This is a genomic window from Onishia taeanensis, assembly GCF_900100755.1.
In the GTDB taxonomy this organism is placed as follows: domain Bacteria; phylum Pseudomonadota; class Gammaproteobacteria; order Pseudomonadales; family Halomonadaceae; genus Onishia; species Onishia taeanensis.
This window is the reverse complement of sequence record NZ_FNCI01000020.1, coordinates 1-18,121: the sequence shown is the minus strand read 5'-3', so window position 1 is coordinate 18,121 and position 18,121 is coordinate 1. Positions and strand designations below refer to the sequence as shown.

15 protein-coding genes are annotated in these 18,121 nt (G+C 63.4%); 6 read left to right on the top strand and 9 right to left on the bottom strand.

Annotation, left to right across the window (positions count from 1 at the left end):
- Positions 1–23: 23 nt before the first annotated feature.
- The 3 genes from BLR71_RS16400 to BLR71_RS16390 are packed head-to-tail and all read right to left on the bottom strand — an operon-like array spanning position 24 to position 2,648.
- Complete coding sequence (locus tag BLR71_RS16400; protein WP_092528775.1) at positions 24–755, bottom strand: ABC transporter permease; 732 nt, start codon at positions 753–755, stop codon at positions 24–26.
- 3 nt (positions 756–758) lie between these two features.
- Complete coding sequence (locus BLR71_RS16395) at positions 759–1,937, bottom strand: ABC transporter ATP-binding protein (protein ID WP_092528773.1); 1,179 nt, start codon at positions 1,935–1,937, stop codon at positions 759–761.
- Between the two features lie 45 nt (positions 1,938–1,982).
- Positions 1,983–2,648 carry an ABC transporter permease gene (locus tag BLR71_RS16390; RefSeq protein ID WP_092528771.1) on the bottom strand — a complete coding sequence of 222 codons (666 nt, stop codon included), beginning with the start codon at positions 2,646–2,648 and terminating at the stop codon, positions 1,983–1,985.
- A gap of 403 nt (positions 2,649–3,051) precedes the next feature.
- Between BLR71_RS16390 and BLR71_RS16385 the strand changes: the two genes are divergently transcribed.
- A complete protein-coding gene (locus BLR71_RS16385) occupies positions 3,052–5,019 on the top strand; it encodes a hypothetical protein (protein ID WP_092528769.1) in 1,968 nt (655 codons plus the stop codon).
- A gap of 85 nt (positions 5,020–5,104) precedes the next feature.
- On the opposite strand, the gene holA is transcribed toward BLR71_RS16385, so the two are convergent.
- The 3 genes from holA to leuS form a co-directional block, all read right to left on the bottom strand.
- Positions 5,105–6,163: a DNA polymerase III subunit delta gene (holA, locus tag BLR71_RS16380; RefSeq protein WP_092528767.1), complete on the bottom strand. Its 1,059-nt coding sequence runs from the start codon at positions 6,161–6,163 to the stop codon at positions 5,105–5,107.
- Between the two features lie 224 nt (positions 6,164–6,387).
- On the bottom strand, positions 6,388–6,903 hold the full coding sequence (locus tag BLR71_RS16375; protein ID WP_092528765.1) for an LPS-assembly lipoprotein LptE: 516 nt from the start codon (positions 6,901–6,903) through the stop codon (positions 6,388–6,390).
- Positions 6,904–6,975: 72 nt separating this feature from the next.
- A complete protein-coding gene (leuS, locus tag BLR71_RS16370; RefSeq protein WP_092528763.1) occupies positions 6,976–9,576 on the bottom strand; it encodes a leucine--tRNA ligase in 2,601 nt (866 codons plus the stop codon).
- A gap of 200 nt (positions 9,577–9,776) precedes the next feature.
- Here leuS and BLR71_RS16365 point away from each other — a divergent pair, with 200 nt between their 5' ends.
- The gene (locus BLR71_RS16365) at positions 9,777–10,301 is read left to right on the top strand and encodes a zinc ribbon-containing protein (protein ID WP_092528761.1); all 525 of its coding nucleotides are present in this window, start codon (positions 9,777–9,779) and stop codon (positions 10,299–10,301) included.
- 81 nt (positions 10,302–10,382) lie between these two features.
- Here the strand turns inward: BLR71_RS16365 and BLR71_RS16360 are convergent, their stop codons facing one another.
- Together BLR71_RS16360 and BLR71_RS16355 are read right to left on the bottom strand one after the other, a co-directional pair.
- Positions 10,383–11,759, bottom strand: coding sequence for a hypothetical protein (locus tag BLR71_RS16360; RefSeq protein WP_245696568.1), 1,377 nt, complete (start codon positions 11,757–11,759; stop codon positions 10,383–10,385).
- A gap of 96 nt (positions 11,760–11,855) precedes the next feature.
- Positions 11,856–12,779 (bottom strand): LysR family transcriptional regulator, encoded by a 924-nt coding sequence (locus BLR71_RS16355; protein WP_092528758.1) that lies wholly within the window; start codon positions 12,777–12,779, stop codon positions 11,856–11,858.
- A 357-nt stretch (positions 12,780–13,136) separates the two neighbouring features.
- Between BLR71_RS16355 and leuC the strand changes: the two genes are divergently transcribed.
- From leuC to asd, 4 genes are all read left to right on the top strand, one after another.
- Entirely contained in the window at positions 13,137–14,588 is a 1,452-nt protein-coding gene (gene leuC, locus BLR71_RS16350; RefSeq protein WP_092528756.1) for a 3-isopropylmalate dehydratase large subunit, read from the top strand.
- 3 nt (positions 14,589–14,591) lie between these two features.
- Positions 14,592–15,245, top strand: coding sequence for a 3-isopropylmalate dehydratase small subunit (gene leuD, locus BLR71_RS16345; RefSeq protein ID WP_092528754.1), 654 nt, complete (start codon positions 14,592–14,594; stop codon positions 15,243–15,245).
- A gap of 209 nt (positions 15,246–15,454) precedes the next feature.
- Positions 15,455–16,534, top strand: a complete 1,080-nt coding sequence (leuB, locus tag BLR71_RS16340; RefSeq protein WP_092528752.1) for a 3-isopropylmalate dehydrogenase — start codon at positions 15,455–15,457, stop codon at positions 16,532–16,534.
- A 113-nt stretch (positions 16,535–16,647) separates the two neighbouring features.
- The gene (asd, locus tag BLR71_RS16335; RefSeq protein WP_092528750.1) at positions 16,648–17,760 is read left to right on the top strand and encodes an aspartate-semialdehyde dehydrogenase; all 1,113 of its coding nucleotides are present in this window, start codon (positions 16,648–16,650) and stop codon (positions 17,758–17,760) included.
- 158 nt (positions 17,761–17,918) lie between these two features.
- Here the strand turns inward: asd and BLR71_RS16330 are convergent.
- Positions 17,919–18,121, bottom strand: a 203-nt coding sequence (locus BLR71_RS16330) for a transposase (RefSeq protein WP_175491714.1), incomplete at its 5' end; no start/stop codon positions are given.

Below are 18,121 nucleotides of genomic sequence, written 5' to 3'. Positions count from 1 at the left end.
CTTGCCGGGCTTGGGTTCCTGCATCAGGCTCGGCTTGGGTTCACTCCCCTGGGTACCAGCAGGAAGGCGATGATGGCGATCAGCATATCCACCCCAATCGCCAGCAAGGCCGTGGGAATGGCGCCGGAGAGCATCATCACCGGGTCGTAGAGATCGATGCCGGTGAAGATCAGCTCGCCAAGGCCCCCGGCCCCGATCAAAAAGGCCAACGGCACGGTGCCGACGTTGATGGCCAGTGCCGTGCGGATACCGGCGAAGATCACGTATAGGGCATTGGGCAGCTCGACCCGCAGCAGACGCTGGGTGGGCGACATGCCGATGCCTGCTGCGGCTTCCTTGAGAGCCGGCGAGACGCCCTTGAGGCCGGTGTAGGTGTTACGGGTGATGGGCAGCAGTGTGGCCACGAAGAGACCGAACACCGCAGGCACGGTGCCGATGCCCAGAAAGCTCATCGACAGCGCCAGCACCGCAAGTGTGGGAATGGTGGTGCCCACGTTGAGTACTTGCATCGCGGATTCGGCGACCTTTTGCATGCTGGGGCGCGACAGCAGAATCCCCAGTGGGATGGCGGTCATGATCGCCAGGCTGCCGGAGATGGCGGTCAGCCACAGGTGCTGCACAGCCAGATACTGGATATCTGGCAGGTAGAAGATGAAGTCGTCGATCACGCCACTGGACTGGCTCCAGACCCCAGCCACGAAGACGGCCACCAGCACCAGCAGGCGCATTGCCCCAGAGAGGTTCAGCGTCGGCATGGCTTACTCCTTGTCGGCCGGTGACAGCGATGCCGCGGCATCCAGAGTGGCCTGGTCGCGAGAGTGAGTCCGGTAGCGGGAGCCCAGGTGATGAGTGATCGCCCGCTGGGTGATCTGGCCGACGATACGGCCGTCATCATCGACGCAGGCGACCCAGGTCATGTCGTTGGCAAACATCAAAGAGGCGACCTTGCGCAGGTCGTCGTCGAGGCTGACCACCACCGGCACGCTCATGAAATGATCGCGACAATGGCCACTGGTGGTGCGGGCTACCGCGGCGTTGATGATGCCCACCGGCTGCCGCTTGTCGTTCACCATCACGATGCTGTTCTGATAGCCGTACTCTTCGATGCGCTTGAGCGCGGTCTCGAGGCTATCGTCCGGGCGCACCAGCCCGATCTCGTCGCTTGCCAGGTCGCGCACCTTGACCAGGTTGAGGCGCTTGAGGGCTCGGTCCTCGCCGAGGAAGGATTCGACGAAGTCGTTCTTGGGGGCGGCGAGCAGTTCGTCGGGTTCCGAGTACTGCACCAGCTTGCCGGCGCGGAAGATGGCGATGCGGTCGCCCATCTTAATCGCTTCGTCAATGTCGTGACTGACGAACATGATCGTCTTCTTGAGGTCCTGCTGCATTTTCAGGAACTCGTCCTGAATCACCGCCCGGTTGATCGGGTCGATGGCGCCGAAGGGTTCGTCCATCAGCATTACCGGGGGGTCGGCGGCTAGTGCACGGGCCACGCCGATACGCTGCTGTTGGCCGCCGGAAAGCTCGCTGGGATAGCGCTTGAGGAAGGCATCCGGCTCCAGGGCGATCATGCGCATCATTTCACGGGCGCGCTCTCGGTACTTGGCCTTGTCCCAGCCCAAGAGCTTGGGCACCACGGTGATGTTTTCCTCGATGGTCATGTTGGGGAACAGGCCGATCTGCTGGATCACGTAGCCGATATTACGGCGCAGGGCCTGGGTATCGAGGCTGCTGGTGTCCTCGCCATTGATGAAGACCTTGCCCGAGGTCGGGCGGATGATGCGGTTGATCATCTTCAGGCTGGTGGTCTTGCCGCAGCCTGAGGGGCCGAGCAGGATGCATATCTCGCCGCTCGGGACTTCCATGCTGATGTGGTCGGCGGCGGTCACGGCGCCCTTGGGCGTATCGAAGACCTTGGTCAGGTTATCGAGTCGAATCATGAAGCGGTCCTTGTCTGGTCGGCAGAATGTGGCACGAATGACGGCTCAGGGGGTGGCGGCGGCGCGCTCCATGCCCTTGGGCGTCAGGCGCTTCTGCAGCGCCAGCAGTGAATAGTCGACGATGATCGCCAGTACGCTGACGGCCACGGCGCCGAGGATCAGTTGCCGCGGGTCGGACTGAGAAATGCCGCGGCTGATGAAGGTGCCGAGCCCGCCTGCGCCGATGTAGGCGGCGATGGCCATGACGCCGATGTTGAGCACCACAGCGGTGCGCACGCCGGCCATGATCACCGGCACGGCGAGCGGGATCTCGACCATGCGCAGGCGCTGGTTCTGGCTCATGCCGATGCCGCGGGCGGCTTCGCGAAGGGCCGGGTCGACATTGTTGATGGCGGTATAGGTATTGCGAATGATCGGCAGCTGCGAATAGAGCAGCACCGCGATGACCGCCGGCATGTAACCGATGCCCTGTCCGATGATCGACAGAATCGGGATCATGATGCCGAACAGCGCGATGGAAGGAATCGTCACGATGATCGAGGCGATGTAGAGCACGGTCTTGGCGGCACGCTCGTTCTTGGTGATGGCGATGCCGATCGGCACCCCCGTCAGGGTCGCAATACCGACCGCGACACCCACCAGCGAGATATGCTCGATGGTGCGGGTCAGCAAGAGCTCCATGTTGTCCAAAGCATATTGAAGCAGTTCCAAGCGTCGTCTCCTTGGTGATGGTGTCTCAAGGCCGGCAGAGGGCGCCGGCTCGGCATGACGGTGCTGCGCGCGAGGGCTAGCGCCGGTAATCACGCGGACAGGGATGCCGGCGCGGGAACGGAACTAAGCGTAGCAGAGCAGCATAGCCATTTGTTATCGGTATAGATGACGATCCAAAATGCCAATTATTGATGATGGTGATTCAAGCGCATGAGCGGTCGCTTACTTTGTGGCGCTGCGTGATGTCGCGCAAGCGGACAGGAGGCGCTCGAGTGAGAAAGCACCAGGCACCGAGACCCGTGGTCAGCAGGCGTATCAGCCGTCATGCTTTCCCTATATGCTCCACCCATGAAGGCTTGGCAACGTCGTCGTAATGCGTCGCAATGGAAGGAATGCCGGTGTCATGAACACAGAAAGCCTCGCTATCGATATGCCTCAGGCGGTCGCCGATTTCGAGATGGCCCTTGAGCGGCTTAGCCAAGCCCGCGCGACGGACCCCAAAGCCCCAACCGACGAGGTGCTGGAGTCGGCCAGGGTCGTCATGACGATGAGCGAGGGGCTGGATGCACTCTATGCTCGCGTCTCGGATGTGGAAGAGGCGGGAGTCTTCGCCGGGCGGGACTGGGCACAGCCTTCCATCCTGCAGCCGGTGCTGGCGGTGCGTTCACTGCGACAAAGCAGCGCCGAGATCACGGTTATCGAGGCGCTCAGCGAGCTTCGTCTGCTGGCGGTGGCCTCGGGTGACTACTTTCATCCGGGGATTTCCGCCGAACAGGCCAGGAATTTTCTGACTCAGGTGATGGCCTTGAACCTGGACCTGTTGGCCGGGCAGATGAGCGAGGCGGACCGCGAGCGCCCACAGGGCTTGGGAACCATCGTCCAGTCGCTGTATCAATACCTGCTGGCCCGGTTGGGCTACGAGAGCATTCTTGCCAGCCTGGTCAATGAGGTCAGGCGTCTGTTGGCCCAACGCCCGATTCAGACCGACAGCATCAAGGAAATGATCAGCCAGATTGCCAAGTGTCTGTTTGACCCGAACATCGAAACCGCTGGTACAGAGGGCGCTGCTTGCCTGGTCAGTGCACTCTTTGGGCCGACCCCGGGCTGCAGTGAAGATCCGGGCGTGACGGTGTATCTCGAGCGCCTAGGGGCCATGAACCGAGACACTCTGGCCGACGAGGCGGATGCCTTCGCGCAGGCGATGCATGAGACGGGGCTGGTATCGGCATATCACGCGGTCTTTCTGCGCCACCTGCGCGGCCAGTTCGACGACTTGATTCCCGAGGCCCTGGGGCTGAGCATGACGGGCATCGATGCCCTGCAATGTTACAGCGCGCTGGTGTACCGGCTAATTGATGAGGCTATTTTTGCTGAATCCAGCCAGGCCGTGTATGGCCTGGTCATGATGCTCGAACGTGGCACCTTCTTCGCACCAACGGTCGCCGCCGGACTGTGGCGGCAAATCGAGCTCAAGCTGTCCGCCGCCACCTCGGAAACCTTGATAGGGGTCTTTGGCGACGCGCATCCCCCCAGGGTCTACCTGCTTGCCGGTGTGCTGAGTATTCTGGGGCTGCCGCTGGGCGTCGGGCAGGGCAATAACCCCACCTGTCAGTCGGTGATTGGCTTGTCCATGTGGGCCGATAACGATCCGGATTACCTGTTGCAGCTGGTGGCCTGGGCCGCGCGGGATGATGAGGTGCTCACGCGGTTCGAGGGCCAGCAGATATCGTCCAAGGGGTTGGACGCCGGTCTTGCCAAGGAGCCCCCGCTGGATGTCGATGCCGTGTCGCTGATTCTGGTACCGCATCTGGATCGCCTCTACATGGAAATGGGGCGACTTTGCGGTGAGCGTGACGATGACCTGCACCGCTGGATCAATCCGGAATTCTATGGTTGGTGGGTGGGCCACGGTTTCCGTGTGGTGGTCAACATCGATACCGGTAAGATCGATGACTACGCGGGGTTCATTCGTCAGTTCTATGCCAGCTACCACCCTTATTACAACGGCCATATGCCGGTCATACATCCGCAGCCTGCGGGTATCGCTGTCACCGACAGCGGTGGGCGTTATGTGGGGCGACACGCCATCACGATCCTGCGTGTGGCGTTGGACCCCAAGGACGAGATGCGCGTCTACTTCTATAACCCCAACAACGACAGCGGCCAGGACTGGGGGCAGGGCATCGTCTGCGCGATTCAGGGCAACGATGAGCTGAACGGTGAGGCGTCACTGCCCATCGCCGAGTTTGCCTCGCGGCTATACGTCTATCACCTGGATCCGCTGGAGCTTGGCGACATCAACGCGGTTCCCGAGGAGGAAGTGGCCCGCGTCATCGAGTTGGGCCGAACCAGCTGGGCGGTGGGTGTCTAGGTGAGGGCGCTGCGGGGTGTGGCCCGCAGCGCATCATTTGGCGAGGCTTTCAGCAGCCGCGGTGGAAGAGTAGGGATGAGCCGAATCAGCCGACCTTGTAGGACTGCGGCGATTCCGCCAGCAGGCCGCGGCCGCCGGCCAGGGTCAGCGCCATGTCGTGGAGGCCGTCCCACAGCGGGATGGCGCTGGCGCCCTTGATGGCGAGATCCAGGCGCTGGGAAAACAGCAGCAGCTTGTGCAGGCGCTTGACCGGCAGCCGGTTCAGGGCCTGCTGGTAGGCGGGTCGCCGCTTGTCGAAGATCGGCGGCTTCTGTGCCTTGCAGGCATGCTCGAAGCTCTGGCCCTGATCAAGGTGCTGATAGAGCGAGAGCAGGGTGCGCAGCTCACGGGTCAGTGCCCACAGCACGATGGGCGCCTCGAGCCCCTCACGCTGCAGGCTCTTGAGGATTCGCGAGGCGCGTTCCCGCTCGCCCCGCAGGCAGGCATCGCTCAGGGTGAAGACATCGTAGCGTGCGCTGTCTTCCACCCCCTGGGTGATCGCGGCCGCATCCAGCCTGGCGCCCCGCGGCAACAGCAGCGCGAGCTTCTGCAGCTCCTGGTCGGCGGCCAGCAGGTTACCCTCGGTGCGCTCGCCGAGCAGGCGGGCGGCGTCCATATCCATGTTCAGGCCGTGATGGCTGGCGCGATCGCGCATCCAGAAGCCGAGGCGTTGATGATCCACCGGCCATACCGGCACGAAGAGGCCGGCCTTGTCCAGCGCCTTGAACCACTTGCTCTGCTGCTGCCGGCGGTCGAGCTTGTCGGCCATGATCAAGAGCACGTTGTCGCTGCCCTTCATCTGCTCGGCGTAGGCTTCCAGTGCCTTGCCGCCTTCCTGGCCGGGGGCCTGGCCTCCCAGGCGAAGCTCGATGAGTTTCGACGAGGCGAACAGCGACAGACTGGCGGCGGATTCGGTAAGCCGCCCCCACTGGAAGCCGTTCTCGACGTGCAGCACCTCACGTTCCTCGATACCGGCCTGGCGGGCGGCGGTGCGCACGGCATCGCAGGCTTCCATATGGATCAGTGGCTCGTCGCCGGCGACGATCACGACCGGCGGCAGGCCCTTGGCTAGCGCCGGGGGGAGCTTGTCGGGAAATACCTTCATACGGCCCTACCTAAAACCTGTCTGCGCTCGCCCATACGGCGTTAAAAGCTCGCTCAAAATACTCATTTACTCCTTTGTAAACTCCGTTTACGGACTCGCGACATCCATGTCGCTCGCTCTTCGAGCAGCTGAAGCTGCCCAAATCGGCAGTCCTGCCGATTTGTCACGAGCTTTTGCCTGGTCTGGCCTTCGCTCGTCGAGGTTTCGAGGCAGGGCCTTGACTATCATTGCTCGGCCAGTGGCCGCAGCCGCTCGAGAAGCTGGCGGGCGGCGGCCTCGCGAAGTCTCTCCCTGGCGGCACGACGGGCGTCATCCTGGGCCAGCAGATCGTTGTCGTTGATGCTGATGCGCTCGCTGACGTTGAGAGTCTGCTGGTCGAGCAGGTAGGCATCGTTGGCCTGGCGCTGCACCGAGAAGGGCACCGTCAGGGTCAGGTCGATGTCGCGACTGCCGGCGCCGGCCAAGCCGCGGTTAGTCTCGTTGATGGTCGCGCGCCCCAGGTTGAGCCGCAGCTCGGCCTGATCGTCGATCTGCGTGCCGGCACTGGTCAGGGCCCTGCGCACCACCGGAGTGAGGTCGTCATTGGGGCCGGCCAGCGCCAAGGCACTCAGGGCGGGAATGGACTCGCCATAGCCCCGCAGTTGAAAGCCACAGCCGCTGAGGCCAAGCCCCAGCACACTCACGGCGGCCGCGCCCATGGCGACCTTGAGACCCTGCTTCAGAAAGTGGCGGCGTTGCATGCTCGATTCCCTCGTGTGCTTGACCGGCTGATCCGACAACCTTTTCCCAACAATCCGTTATCCAGCAATGTGTTAGCCAACAACGATATTGACCAGCTTACCCGGTACCACGATGACCTTGCGCACCGTCTTGCCTTCGAGGTGACGCTGGACGTTCTCGGCGGCCATGGCCTGGGCTTCGATGGCGGCCTTGTCGGCGTCGGCGGGCACCTCGAGGCGGGCGCGCAGTTTGCCGTTGACTTGCACCACCAGCTCGAGGGTGTCGCGGGCCAGGGCGGACTCGTCAAATACCGGCCAGCCAGCGTCGATCACCGGCGCGTCGTGCCCCAGCTCGGCCCACAGGCCGTGACAGGCGTGCGGCGTGATCGGGGCGAGCAGCAGCACGCAGGCCTCGACCGCCTCGCGGGCGATCGCCAGGTCCAGCGGGCTGGCAGCTTCCCCCTCGTTCTGGAAGCGGCCAATGGCGTTGGTCAGTTCCATCACCGCGGCGATGGCGGTATTGAAGGTGGTGCGCCGGCCGATGTCGTCGCTGGCCTTCTTGATGGTCTCGTGGGTCTTGCGGCGCAGCTCGCGCTGCTCGTCGGTCAGCTCATTGCTGTGCTGGCTGAAATCGACCTCGCCCGGCGTGCCGGCATTGACGTGCTCGGCGACCAGGCGCCACAGACGCTTCAGGAAGCGGTGGGCGCCTTCGACGCCGCTATCGGACCATTCCAGCGACTGTTCGGGGGGCGCGGCGAACATCATGAACAGGCGCACGGTGTCGGCGCCGAAGCGGTCGATCATCGCTTGGGGGTCGACGCCGTTGTTCTTAGACTTGGACATCTTCTCGATGCCGCCCATTTCCACCGGCTGGCCGTCTGCGATCAGCACGGCGCTCACCGGGCGGCCCTTGTCGTCGCGCTTGACCTCGACGTCGGCCGGGTTGAACCAGTCCTTGCCGCCGTTGGCGGTGGGCCGGTAGTAGGTCTCGGCAATGACCATGCCCTGGGTCAGCAGGCGCTTGAAGGGCTCGTCGGACTCGACCAGGCCGAAGTCGCGCATCAGCTTATGGAAGAAGCGCGCATACAGCAGGTGCAGGATGGCGTGCTCGATACCCCCGATGTAGAGATCGACCGGCAGCCAGTAGTTGGCACGCTCGTCGAGCATGGCCTCATGGTTATCGGCGCAGCAGAAGCGGGCGTAGTACCAGCTGGACTCCATGAAGGTGTCGAAGGTGTCGGTTTCGCGCACCCAGCCGTCGCCGAGATCGCTGAACTCGGGCATCTTCTTGAGCGGCGAGCCGGAGGCATCGACGGTCACCTCGGTGGGTAGGGCGACCGGCAGCTCATCGTCGGTGAGCGGCACGGTCTGGCCTTCCGGGCCATACTTGACCGGGATCGGCGCGCCCCAGTAGCGCTGGCGCGCCACGCCCCAGTCGCGCAGGCGGTAGTTGGTCTTGACCTCGCCGTGGCCCTGTTCGGCCAGCTTGGCGGCGATGGCATCGAAGGCTGCCTGGAAGTCCAGGCCGTCGAACTCACCGGAGTTGATCAGCACGCCGTGCGCATCATGGGCGGCGCTGGTGACGTCCGGCGCCTGGCCGTCTTCGCCGGCGATCACCGGTTCGATGGGCAGGTCGTACTTGGTGGCGAACTCCCAGTCGCGCTGGTCGTGGGCGGGCACCGCCATCACCGCGCCGGTGCCGTACTCCATCAGCACGAAGTTGGCCACATAGATGGGCACCTGGCGCCCGGTGAGGGGATGGACGGCCAGATAGCCGGTGTCCATGCCCTTCTTCTCCATGGTGGCCATTTCGGCCTCGGAGGTGCCGCCGTGGGCGCATTCCTCGTTGAAGGCCGCAAGCGCCGGATTGTGCTCTGCGGCGGCCTTGGCCAGCGGATGCCCGGCGGCCACGGCGACATAGGTCACGCCCATCAGGGTGTCGGGACGGGTGGTGTAGACGCGCAGCGGCTCGGCGTTGTCAGGGCCGGCCACGTCGAAGGCCAGCTCGACGCCCTTGGACTTGCCGATCCAGTTGCGCTGCATGGTCTTGACCTGCTCGGGCCACTCGACATTGTCGAGATCGGCGAGCAACTCATCGGCATAGTCGGTGATCTTCAGGAACCACAGCGGGATTTCCTTGCGCTCGACCGGCGCGCCGGAGCGCCAACCGCAGCCGTCGATGACCTGCTCGTTGGCGAGTACGGTCTGGTCGACCGGGTCCCAGTTGACCGTCGACATCTTCTTGTAGACCAGCCCTTTTTCCACCAGCTTGGTGAAAAACCACTGTTCCCAGCGGTAGTAGTCGCTATCGCAGGTGGCGAATTCGCGGCCCCAGTCATAGGCGAAGCCCAGCGCCTTGAGCTGGTCGCGCATGTAGTCGATGTTCTGGTGTGTCCACTCGGCCGGCGGCACTTGATTCTTGATGGCAGCGTTTTCGGCGGGCATGCCGAAGGCGTCCCAGCCCATGGGCTGCAGCACGTTCTTGCCTTGCATGCGCTGGAAGCGAGAGACCACATCGCCGATGGTGTAGTTACGCACGTGCCCCATGTGCAGCTTGCCGCTGGGGTAGGGGAACATCGATAGGCAGTAGAACTTTTCGCGATTGGCGTCTTCTACAGCCTTGAAGCACTGGTGTTGTGTCCAGAACTGCTGGGCGTCGCGTTCGATGTCGTGAGGCTTGTACTGTGCGTCCATCGGTCTGAATGATTACCTTGTAGCGTCGGTGGCGAAAAGCGGCGGACTTTCCCATGCGATTGAGAAGCAAAAGGCTTGATGGCACGGGAAGATAGCGTCTAAATGGGGACCAAGCATACCGCAGCGGGGCCTGAGCAGGTAGGGGCTCCGCACTTGGCCAGAGCATGGCCAGATCAAGGAAGGGGTCAAAGGAGGCTCAGATGAGCGATCAGGATAAGCATTCAGACCATCGCCTGCGTGAAGGCTATGAGCGTCTTTTGGGGCGGCTGCAGGATGGCGCCAAGGAGCTGTCGTGGGAGAACCTGCAGCAGGAGCTCGACGATGCAGTGGAGTTCGAGGCCGAGGTCGAGGACTACACCCGCGACGAACTGGCCTTGCTGCGCGCCTGGGTCGAGCGCGACCTGAAAGATATGCGTCACTATCTGGCGGCCGGCGGCGAAGGCGTGGCCAGCTGGCTGGGTATCGATCTCGACGTGCTGTCACGGCGGGTCTCGGACGCGCTGTTTTCGATCGCCGACCGTACCGTGATTGACCGGCTGCGCTTCGAGGACGACCTGGAAGCGGCCCGCGCCGACTACTGCGAGGGCGAGATGACTGCCCCCGGCCTCTTGAGCTGCGTGCACTGCGGCAGTGAGGTCACGCTCAGCGAGGTGGCGCGCCTCGAGCCCTGTCATCAGTGCGGGCATCGCTACTTCGCGCGGGGGCCTCAGGCCGCCAGCCAATAGACCCGCTTGCCTTGGGTTTCAGGGGCGTGGGCAACGTTAGCGGCTGTCTCGCCAGCGAACCCATCATGTCAGACGAACCCGCTACTGACCGCCCGCGCCAGCCAGGGCGGCCAGTAGGCCGATGGCTAGGCACACCCCCAGCGACATGACCAGGGCATAGATCAGGTTATGTCGCATCATCACCCCACCGCTGATGCCATAGCGGCCCTGCAGCGACAGGTTGATGCCCGACAGTGGCCCGGTGGCCGTTCCCACTGCCCAGGCGCTGAGGGCGACCATGCCGACCAGCGTCTGGTTGGCGCTATCCAGGTCCAGCAGCGAGGCCAGGGTCGAAATGCCGATGATCGGGTGCAGCCCGATCACGGCACTGGCGACGATGGCTAAATAGCTGAGCATGGCTTCCCCGGCTCCGAAGTGCTCGAACAGCACCCACTGACCGCCAGTCGCGGCATCGATGAAGGTCGAGAGCCCCTGGGTAAAGAGCCCCGCCGCCAGGAAGAGTGAGATTTCACCGCGCATTGTCGGCAGTCGCTCCCGGGTATGCTGGACCATTCGCTTCGCGGTAAAGGCCGTGCCGCGGGGCAGATTGGCGGCAAGCGCCGTGGCGGGCAGCAAGAAGGTGATGATGCTGACGATGGATAGCGTCGGCGTCAGGCCATAGTGGAAGCCCAGCACCAGCAGCGCCAGGCCCACCGGCATCAGCAGGTCGTGGGGGGAAAGCGAGATACCTTCGACATGCTCGAGATCGAAGCGCCGGGCCAGCTCGAGGCGCGTTAGCACGCCTGAAAGGGCGGCCAGTGGCACGCCGGCGGCGAGCACCACGGCGAAGTCGAGCCGGGGCGCCAGGCCCATGGCCACGCCCATGGCGGCAAAGAAGGGCGACCAGAATGCCGCGCTCGAGAGCCCCCGGTTGAGCGTCAGTAGCTGGGGCAGGCGCAGGCCGTCGGTGCGCTTGAGCTGATCGCCGATCAGAAAGACGGAGGATAGGTTCAGAATCGCGCCGAGCAGGTGGACGCTCAGCCAGGTGGTGATCACGCCCCGCCCGCCGCGTATCCGGGTGCCTGGCGAGGGTGGGCGGCGATTGATCAGGCCGATGAAGCTGACCCCCACTAGCATGGCGACCACGAAGATGTTGCCGTCCAGTACCTGCTCCCAGGCAAGGGTTTCGCCGTAGAGGATTCGGCTGATCACCAGCAGCGCCGCGCCGATCGCCGCTAGCGCTCCGACCTGGCGACGGTTGCGGGTGGGCAGGTCGCGCCACAGCAGGGTGATGGCCAGCCAGAAGGCGATGCCGACCAGCGGCGCCACGCCATTGGCGCCGGCCAGGCGCGCAATCTGCAAGCCTAGACCGAGGGCAATGATCAGGCCTGCCAATCGCTGACGCCCGCTAGTCTTGGCGGGAGTGGGAGGCGACGGTCGTTGCTCGTCCGCTGCTGGCGGCGAGAAGTGAGGCGGCATGGGCACGAGTCCGAACGAAAATTAGCATGCTAGGCAAGTCGGCAAGCCCGGGCAAGCCGGGAAATCCGATCCAGCAGGCACCGGCAAAATGAGCCTTTAGGTCTTGGCGGTTGGCGGCGTCCACTGGCGGGCCTCGGGCGTGCGTGCGGTCTCGAGCAGTTTGATCATCGCCTTGCTGGCGTTGGAGAGGGTGCGGTTACGATGTACCAGATAGCCCAGTGGCCGCTCGATGGGGCGGTGGTCGATGGGCAAGATGTGCAGGTCCTCGTCGATCATGCTTTCCGGCAGTACGCTCCAGCCCAGCCCGATCGAGGCCATCATTTTCAGTGTCTCCAGGTAGTTGGTCGATAGCCCCACTTCTACGCTCAGTTCCTCCCGGGAGAAGGTCTCCAGCACGATGCCGCGGGTGAAGGTCAAGGGGCCCGGCAATACGGCAGGGTGCGCGGCTAGTGCCGACATGGAGAGTCGCTCGCCGCGTACAGCATGCTGGGCAAGAGGGTGGTCATTGCCGCAGACGAAGCGCAGCCGGTCGATCCATACCGGGACCACCATCAGCTGTGGGTCGGGTACCGGGGCCAGGGTGACCACGGCGATCTCCAGGGCGCCGTCGAGTACGCCCTGGTAGGCCTGCTCGGAATCGAGAAAGCGCAGATCCAGATTGGCGGCCGGGTGGTCGTGGGTGAAGGCCTGGAGCAGGGGCGGCAGCCGGTGCAGGCCGACATGGTGGCTGGTGGCGAGCGTCAGGCTGCCGGCCACATCGCCGGCAAGGTTCGACAGCGCGCGGCGACTGTCGTCGACCATCAGCAGGATCTGGCGAGCACGGGGTAGCAGCAGGGCGCCGGCCTCGGTCAGGGTGACCCGGCGGCCGATACGGTCGAAAAGGCGCGAGCCGACTTGCTCCTCGAGGGTGGCGATGCGCTTGCTGACCGCGGGTTGCGTCAGGTGAAGCTGGTCGCCGGCCAGCGAAAAGGAGCCGCAGTCGGTGACGGCCAGGAAGGCCTGTAGGCTTTGGGTGTCCATGGTGGCTCCTTAATAGCCTAGGCAATGTCTGAAAAGTACTGCGCTCGCCCATACGGCGTTAAAAATCGGCTCAAGATGCTCATTTACACCCCGTAAACTCCGCTCTTTCGCCAATTTTTGCCTTGTCTGGCCTTCGCTCGTCGAATTTTCAGACACAGCCTTATGGTATCGGTGGCGGAGATGATGTCGTATCGGCTACTGGTATTCCAGTATGGAATTCATATCATAAATAACATGAATTGCTTTTATGTGTAGTGCCCCCTAACCTCGGGGCATGGCAGCGACACCCTGGATGCCAAGCGCATCGGGTGCGGCGAGATCAATCAGAGGGCGAAGACAGCCCCGTGGAGGAGAGACATGGCAGGCCAGACGCTTTATGACAAGCTGTGGTCACAGCACCTGGTAAAGGAGCGCGATGATGGCACCGCGCTGATCTACATCGATCGACAGTTGCTGCATGAGGTGACCTCGCCCCAGGCGTTCGAGGGGCTGCGTCTGGCCAAGCGTAAACCGTGGCGCCTGGATGCCAACCTCGCCACCCCCGATCACAACGTGCCGACCACGGTGATCGAGCGCGCCGAGGGCAATGCCGGCATCAAGGATCCGGTGTCGCTGATCCAGGTGGAGACCCTGGACGATAACTGTGAAGCCTTCGGCATCGAGGAATTTCGCATCAACGACGCCCGCCAGGGCATCGTGCATGTGGTCGGCCCTGAGCAGGGCGCAACCCTGCCGGGCATGACGGTGGTCTGCGGCGACTCGCACACCGCGACCCACGGTGCCTTTGCGGCTCTTGCCCATGGCATCGGTACCTCCGAGGTCGAGCACGTGCTGGCCACCCAGTGCCTGCTGGCCCAGAAGATGAAAAACATGCAGGTGCGGGTCGAAGGCTCTCTTGGCACCGGCGTAACCGCCAAGGACGTGGTGCTGGCGATCATCGGCGAGATCGGCACCGCCGGCGGCACCGGCTATGCCATCGAGTTTGCCGGCAGTGCGATGCGTGAGCTGTCCATGGAAGGCCGCATGACGGTCTGCAACATGGCCATCGAGGCGGGCGCCCGGGTCGGCCTGATCGGCGTTGACGACACCACCATCGACTACCTGCGTGAGCGCCCCTTCGCCCCCCGTGGCGAGCAGTGGGACGCCGCCGTCGCCGACTGGCGCGAGCTGGTCTCCGACGCCGATGCCCACTTCGATAAGGTGGTCGAGATTCGTGCCGAGGACATCGAGCCTCAGGTGAGCTGGGGCACCAGCCCCGAGATGGTGACGGGCATCTCCGGCGAGGTCCCCGATCCTGCCGAGTCCGTCGATGATACCGTCAAGGGCAGCTACAGCCGGGCACTGGAATACATGGGGCTCGCGGCCAAGCAAAAGATCACCGATATTCGCCTCGACAAGGTATTCATTGGCTCCTGCACCAACTCGCGTATCGAGGATCTGCGTGCGGCCGCCGAGGTCGCCAAGGGGCGCAAGGTCGCCGATTCCATCATGCTCGCCATGGTGGTGCCGGGGTCTGGGCTGGTGAAGCGTCAGGCCGAAGCCGAGGGCCTCGACAAGATCTTCACTGAGGCGGGCTTCGAATGGCGCGAGCCGGGGTGCTCAATGTGCCTGGCCATGAACGCTGACAAGCTCGGTGCCGGCGAGCACTGTGCCTCGACCTCGAATCGCAACTTCGAGGGTCGCCAGGGTTTCGGCGGGCGCACCCATCTGGTCAGTCCGGCGATGGCGGCCGCCGCGGCGATTGCCGGTCATTTCGTCGATGTTCGCCAGTTTGGCACCCATCAAGACCAACAGTCCCAGGAGGCCTGAGCCATGCATAAGTTTGAACGTCAGCAGGGCCTGGTGGCGCCGCTCGATCGGGCCAACGTCGATACCGACCTGATCATTCCCAAGCAGTTTTTGAAGTCGATCAAGCGCACCGGCTTTGGCGTCAACCTGTTCGATGCCCTGCGCTATTTGGATGAAGGTTATCCGGGCCAGGATGTCTCACAGCGTCCGCTCAACCCTGATTTCGTGCTCAACCAGCCGCGCTATGCGGGCGCCAGCGTGCTGCTGGCCCGCCGCAATTTTGGCTGTGGCAGCTCGCGCGAACACGCGCCCTGGGCACTCGAGGACTTCGGCTTTCGCGTGGTGATCGCGCCTAGCTTCGCCGACATCTTCTACAACAATGCCTTCAAGAACGGCATCCTGCTGGTCACCCTCGAAGAAGAGATCATCGAGCGGCTGTTCCAGGAAGTCGAGGCCAACGAAGGTTACCGTCTGGATGTGGATCTCGAGAACCAGCGTGTGACAACGCCGGCCGGCGAAATCTTCGAGTTCGACGTCGATGCTTTCCGCAAGCATTGTCTGCTCAACGGCCTCGACGACATCGGTATCACCCTGCAAGACGAAGATGCGATTCGCGACTTCGAAGCCAAGCATCGGGCCGCACGGCCCTGGCTGTTCCGCGAGCCGGCCAAGGCCTGATAGCGAACCGGCCCTGCCGATGTCTGCCATCGTGGGGCCAACCTTCCAGCCTCAACGCTGGACACTGAAGAAAAGGGATGCCCTTTGGGGGCGAACGCGCAGGGAAGCGCCATCTTTTTTCGCCGGGTGGGCGCTCCCCACCTGGCGGCACAATCATCGAATGACCGGGTCCGCCATGCGGGCCCGTTTGTCCAAGAGAGCTAAAGTACATGAGCCGCAAGATTCTCGTTCTGCCGGGTGACGGCATCGGCCCGGAAATCACCGCCGAGGCCGTCAAGATCCTCAAGGCCTGCCAAGCCAGTGGCCTGGACGTCGACGTCGAAGAAGGGCTGGTGGGCGGCGCGGGCTATGATGCCCATGGTGAACCGCTGCCAGCGGCGACGCTCGACCAGGCGCGCAGCGCGGATGCGATTCTGCTGGGCGCCGTGGGTGGGCCGAAATGGGACAAGCTCGAAGATATCAGCAAGCGTCCCGAGAAAGGCCTGCTGGGGCTGCGCAAGGAGCTGTCGCTGTTTGGCAATCTGCGCCCGGCGCTGCTCTATCCGCAGCTCGCCGAGGCCTCGAGCCTCAAGCCCGAGGTGGTCTCCGGCCTGGATATCATGATCGTGCGCGAGCTCACCGGCGGCATCTATTTCGGTCAGCCGCGCGGCATCGAGGAGCGCGACGGCCAGCGGGTAGGCTTCAATACCTACGTCTACTCGGAAAGCGAAATCGAGCGTATCGGCAGAGTGGCCTTCGAGATGGCCAGCAAGCGCGGCGGCAAGCTGTGCTCGGTGGACAAGGCCAACGTGCTCGAGGCCACCATGCTGTGGCGCGAGGTCATGGAGCGTCTGGCGCCGGAATACCCGGACGTCGAGCTCTCCCACATGTACGTCGATAACGCCGCCATGCAACTGGTGCGGGCGCCCAAACAGTTCGACGTCATCGTCACCGGCAACATGTTTGGCGACATCCTGTCGGATGCCGCCGCCATGCTCACCGGCTCGATCGGCATGCTGCCCTCGGCCTCGCTCAACGCCGACGGTCAGGGCATGTACGAACCCTGCCACGGCAGCGCGCCGGATATCGCCGGTCAGGGCGTTGCCAACCCGCTGGCGACCATCCTCTCGGTGGCGATGATGCTGCGCTACTCGCTGAACGAGGCCGCACTGGCCGAGCGCATCGAGGCGGCTGTCGGCAAGGTGCTGGACGATGGCTTGCGCACCGCCGATATTGCCTATGCCGGTACGCGCCAGGTGTCTACCGGCGAGATGGGCGATGCCGTGCTGGCGGCCTTCGAGGCTCGCTGAGTGTGAGTGGGTGTGTTTGTTAAGTATTTGAAGATTAAGTGGAAATATCTCCGCCTGTGCGGCGGTAGTGCGTCGTGTATACTTGACGGCTAATTCTTTTTGGAGGACTTCACATGTTGACAGTCGGTTTCGTGGGTTGGCGTGGCATGGTGGGCTCCGTGCTCATGCAGCGCATGCAGGAAGACAATGAGTTCGTCGGCATCGAGCCGGTTTTCTTCACCACTTCCCAGGTCGGTCAGCCCGGTCCCGATATCGGCGTGGATGTGCCTCCACTCAAGGACGCCTTCGATCTGGACGCACTCAAGGCGCTGGATGTGATCGTTACCTGCCAAGGCGGCGACTACACCGAGAAGGTCTACAAGGATCTACGCCAGACCGGCTGGAAGGGCTACTGGGTTGATGCCGCCAGCACCCTGCGCATGGCCGACGACGCCACCATCGTGCTGGATCCGGTCAACCGTGACGTCATCGACGCTCAGTTGGCCCGCGGCACCAAGACCTTCACCGGCGGCAACTGTACGGTCAGCCTGATGCTGATGGGCCTCGGTGGTCTGTTCGAGGCTAACATGATCGAGTGGATGACCTCGATGACCTATCAGGCCGCTTCCGGCTCCGGTGCCAAGCACATGCGTGAGCTGCTCAATCAGATGGGCGGTCTGCGTGACAGCGTGGCCAGCGAGCTTGCCGATCCGGCAAGTGCCATCCTCGACATCGATCGCAAGGTCACCGCGGCCATGCGCAGCGGAAGCTTCCCGACCGAAAACTTCGGTGCGCCGCTGGCCGGTAGCCTGCTGCCCTGGATCGACAAGCCGATGGAAAACGGCCAGAGCAAGGAAGAGTGGAAGGGCGGTGTCGAGACCAACAAGATCCTTGGCCTGGATAACAACCCGATTCCCATCGATGGTCTTTGCGTGCGCATCGGTGCCATGCGCTCTCACAGCCAGGCCTTCACCATCAAGCTCAAGCAGGATGTGCCGCTCGACGAGATCGAGGACCGCCTGGCCAAGCACAATGAGTGGGTGCGGGTCATCGCCAATGAGAAGGATGCGACCATCGATGGCCTGACGCCGGCTGCCGCTACCGGCACTCTGAACGTGCCGGTGGGCCGTCTGCGCAAACTGGCCATGGGTGGCGAGTATCTCTCTGCCTTCTCTGTCGGCGACCAGCTGTTGTGGGGTGCCGCCGAGCCGCTCAAGCGCATGCTGAAGATTCTGCGCGAGCAGTGATCCGCGCCTTGCTCGTCTCTGACGCCTCCCTTCTGGAGGCTGTGTGATAACCCGTCACCAGCCTCGGGGCGGCGCTCCAGAAGACTGCCTCGGCTTTGCCGGGGCAGTCTTCATTTCAGTGCCAGTTTTGGAAATGGCGACAGAGGGCGAGGCCGGACTCAACAGAGCCTGGCCAACGCCCCCTTCACCCCAAGGATATTGATCACCCGCATCAGGTTATAACAGAGCACACCCAGGCTATATTCACTGGCGGCGGAAGCGAGCCCCCAGCAGGTCAGCCGCCCCTTGTTGAGCAGGCGCTTCAAGGTAGCGAAGGTGGGCTCGACGGTTGCCATGCGCCGAACCATGCGTTCAGGCGTGG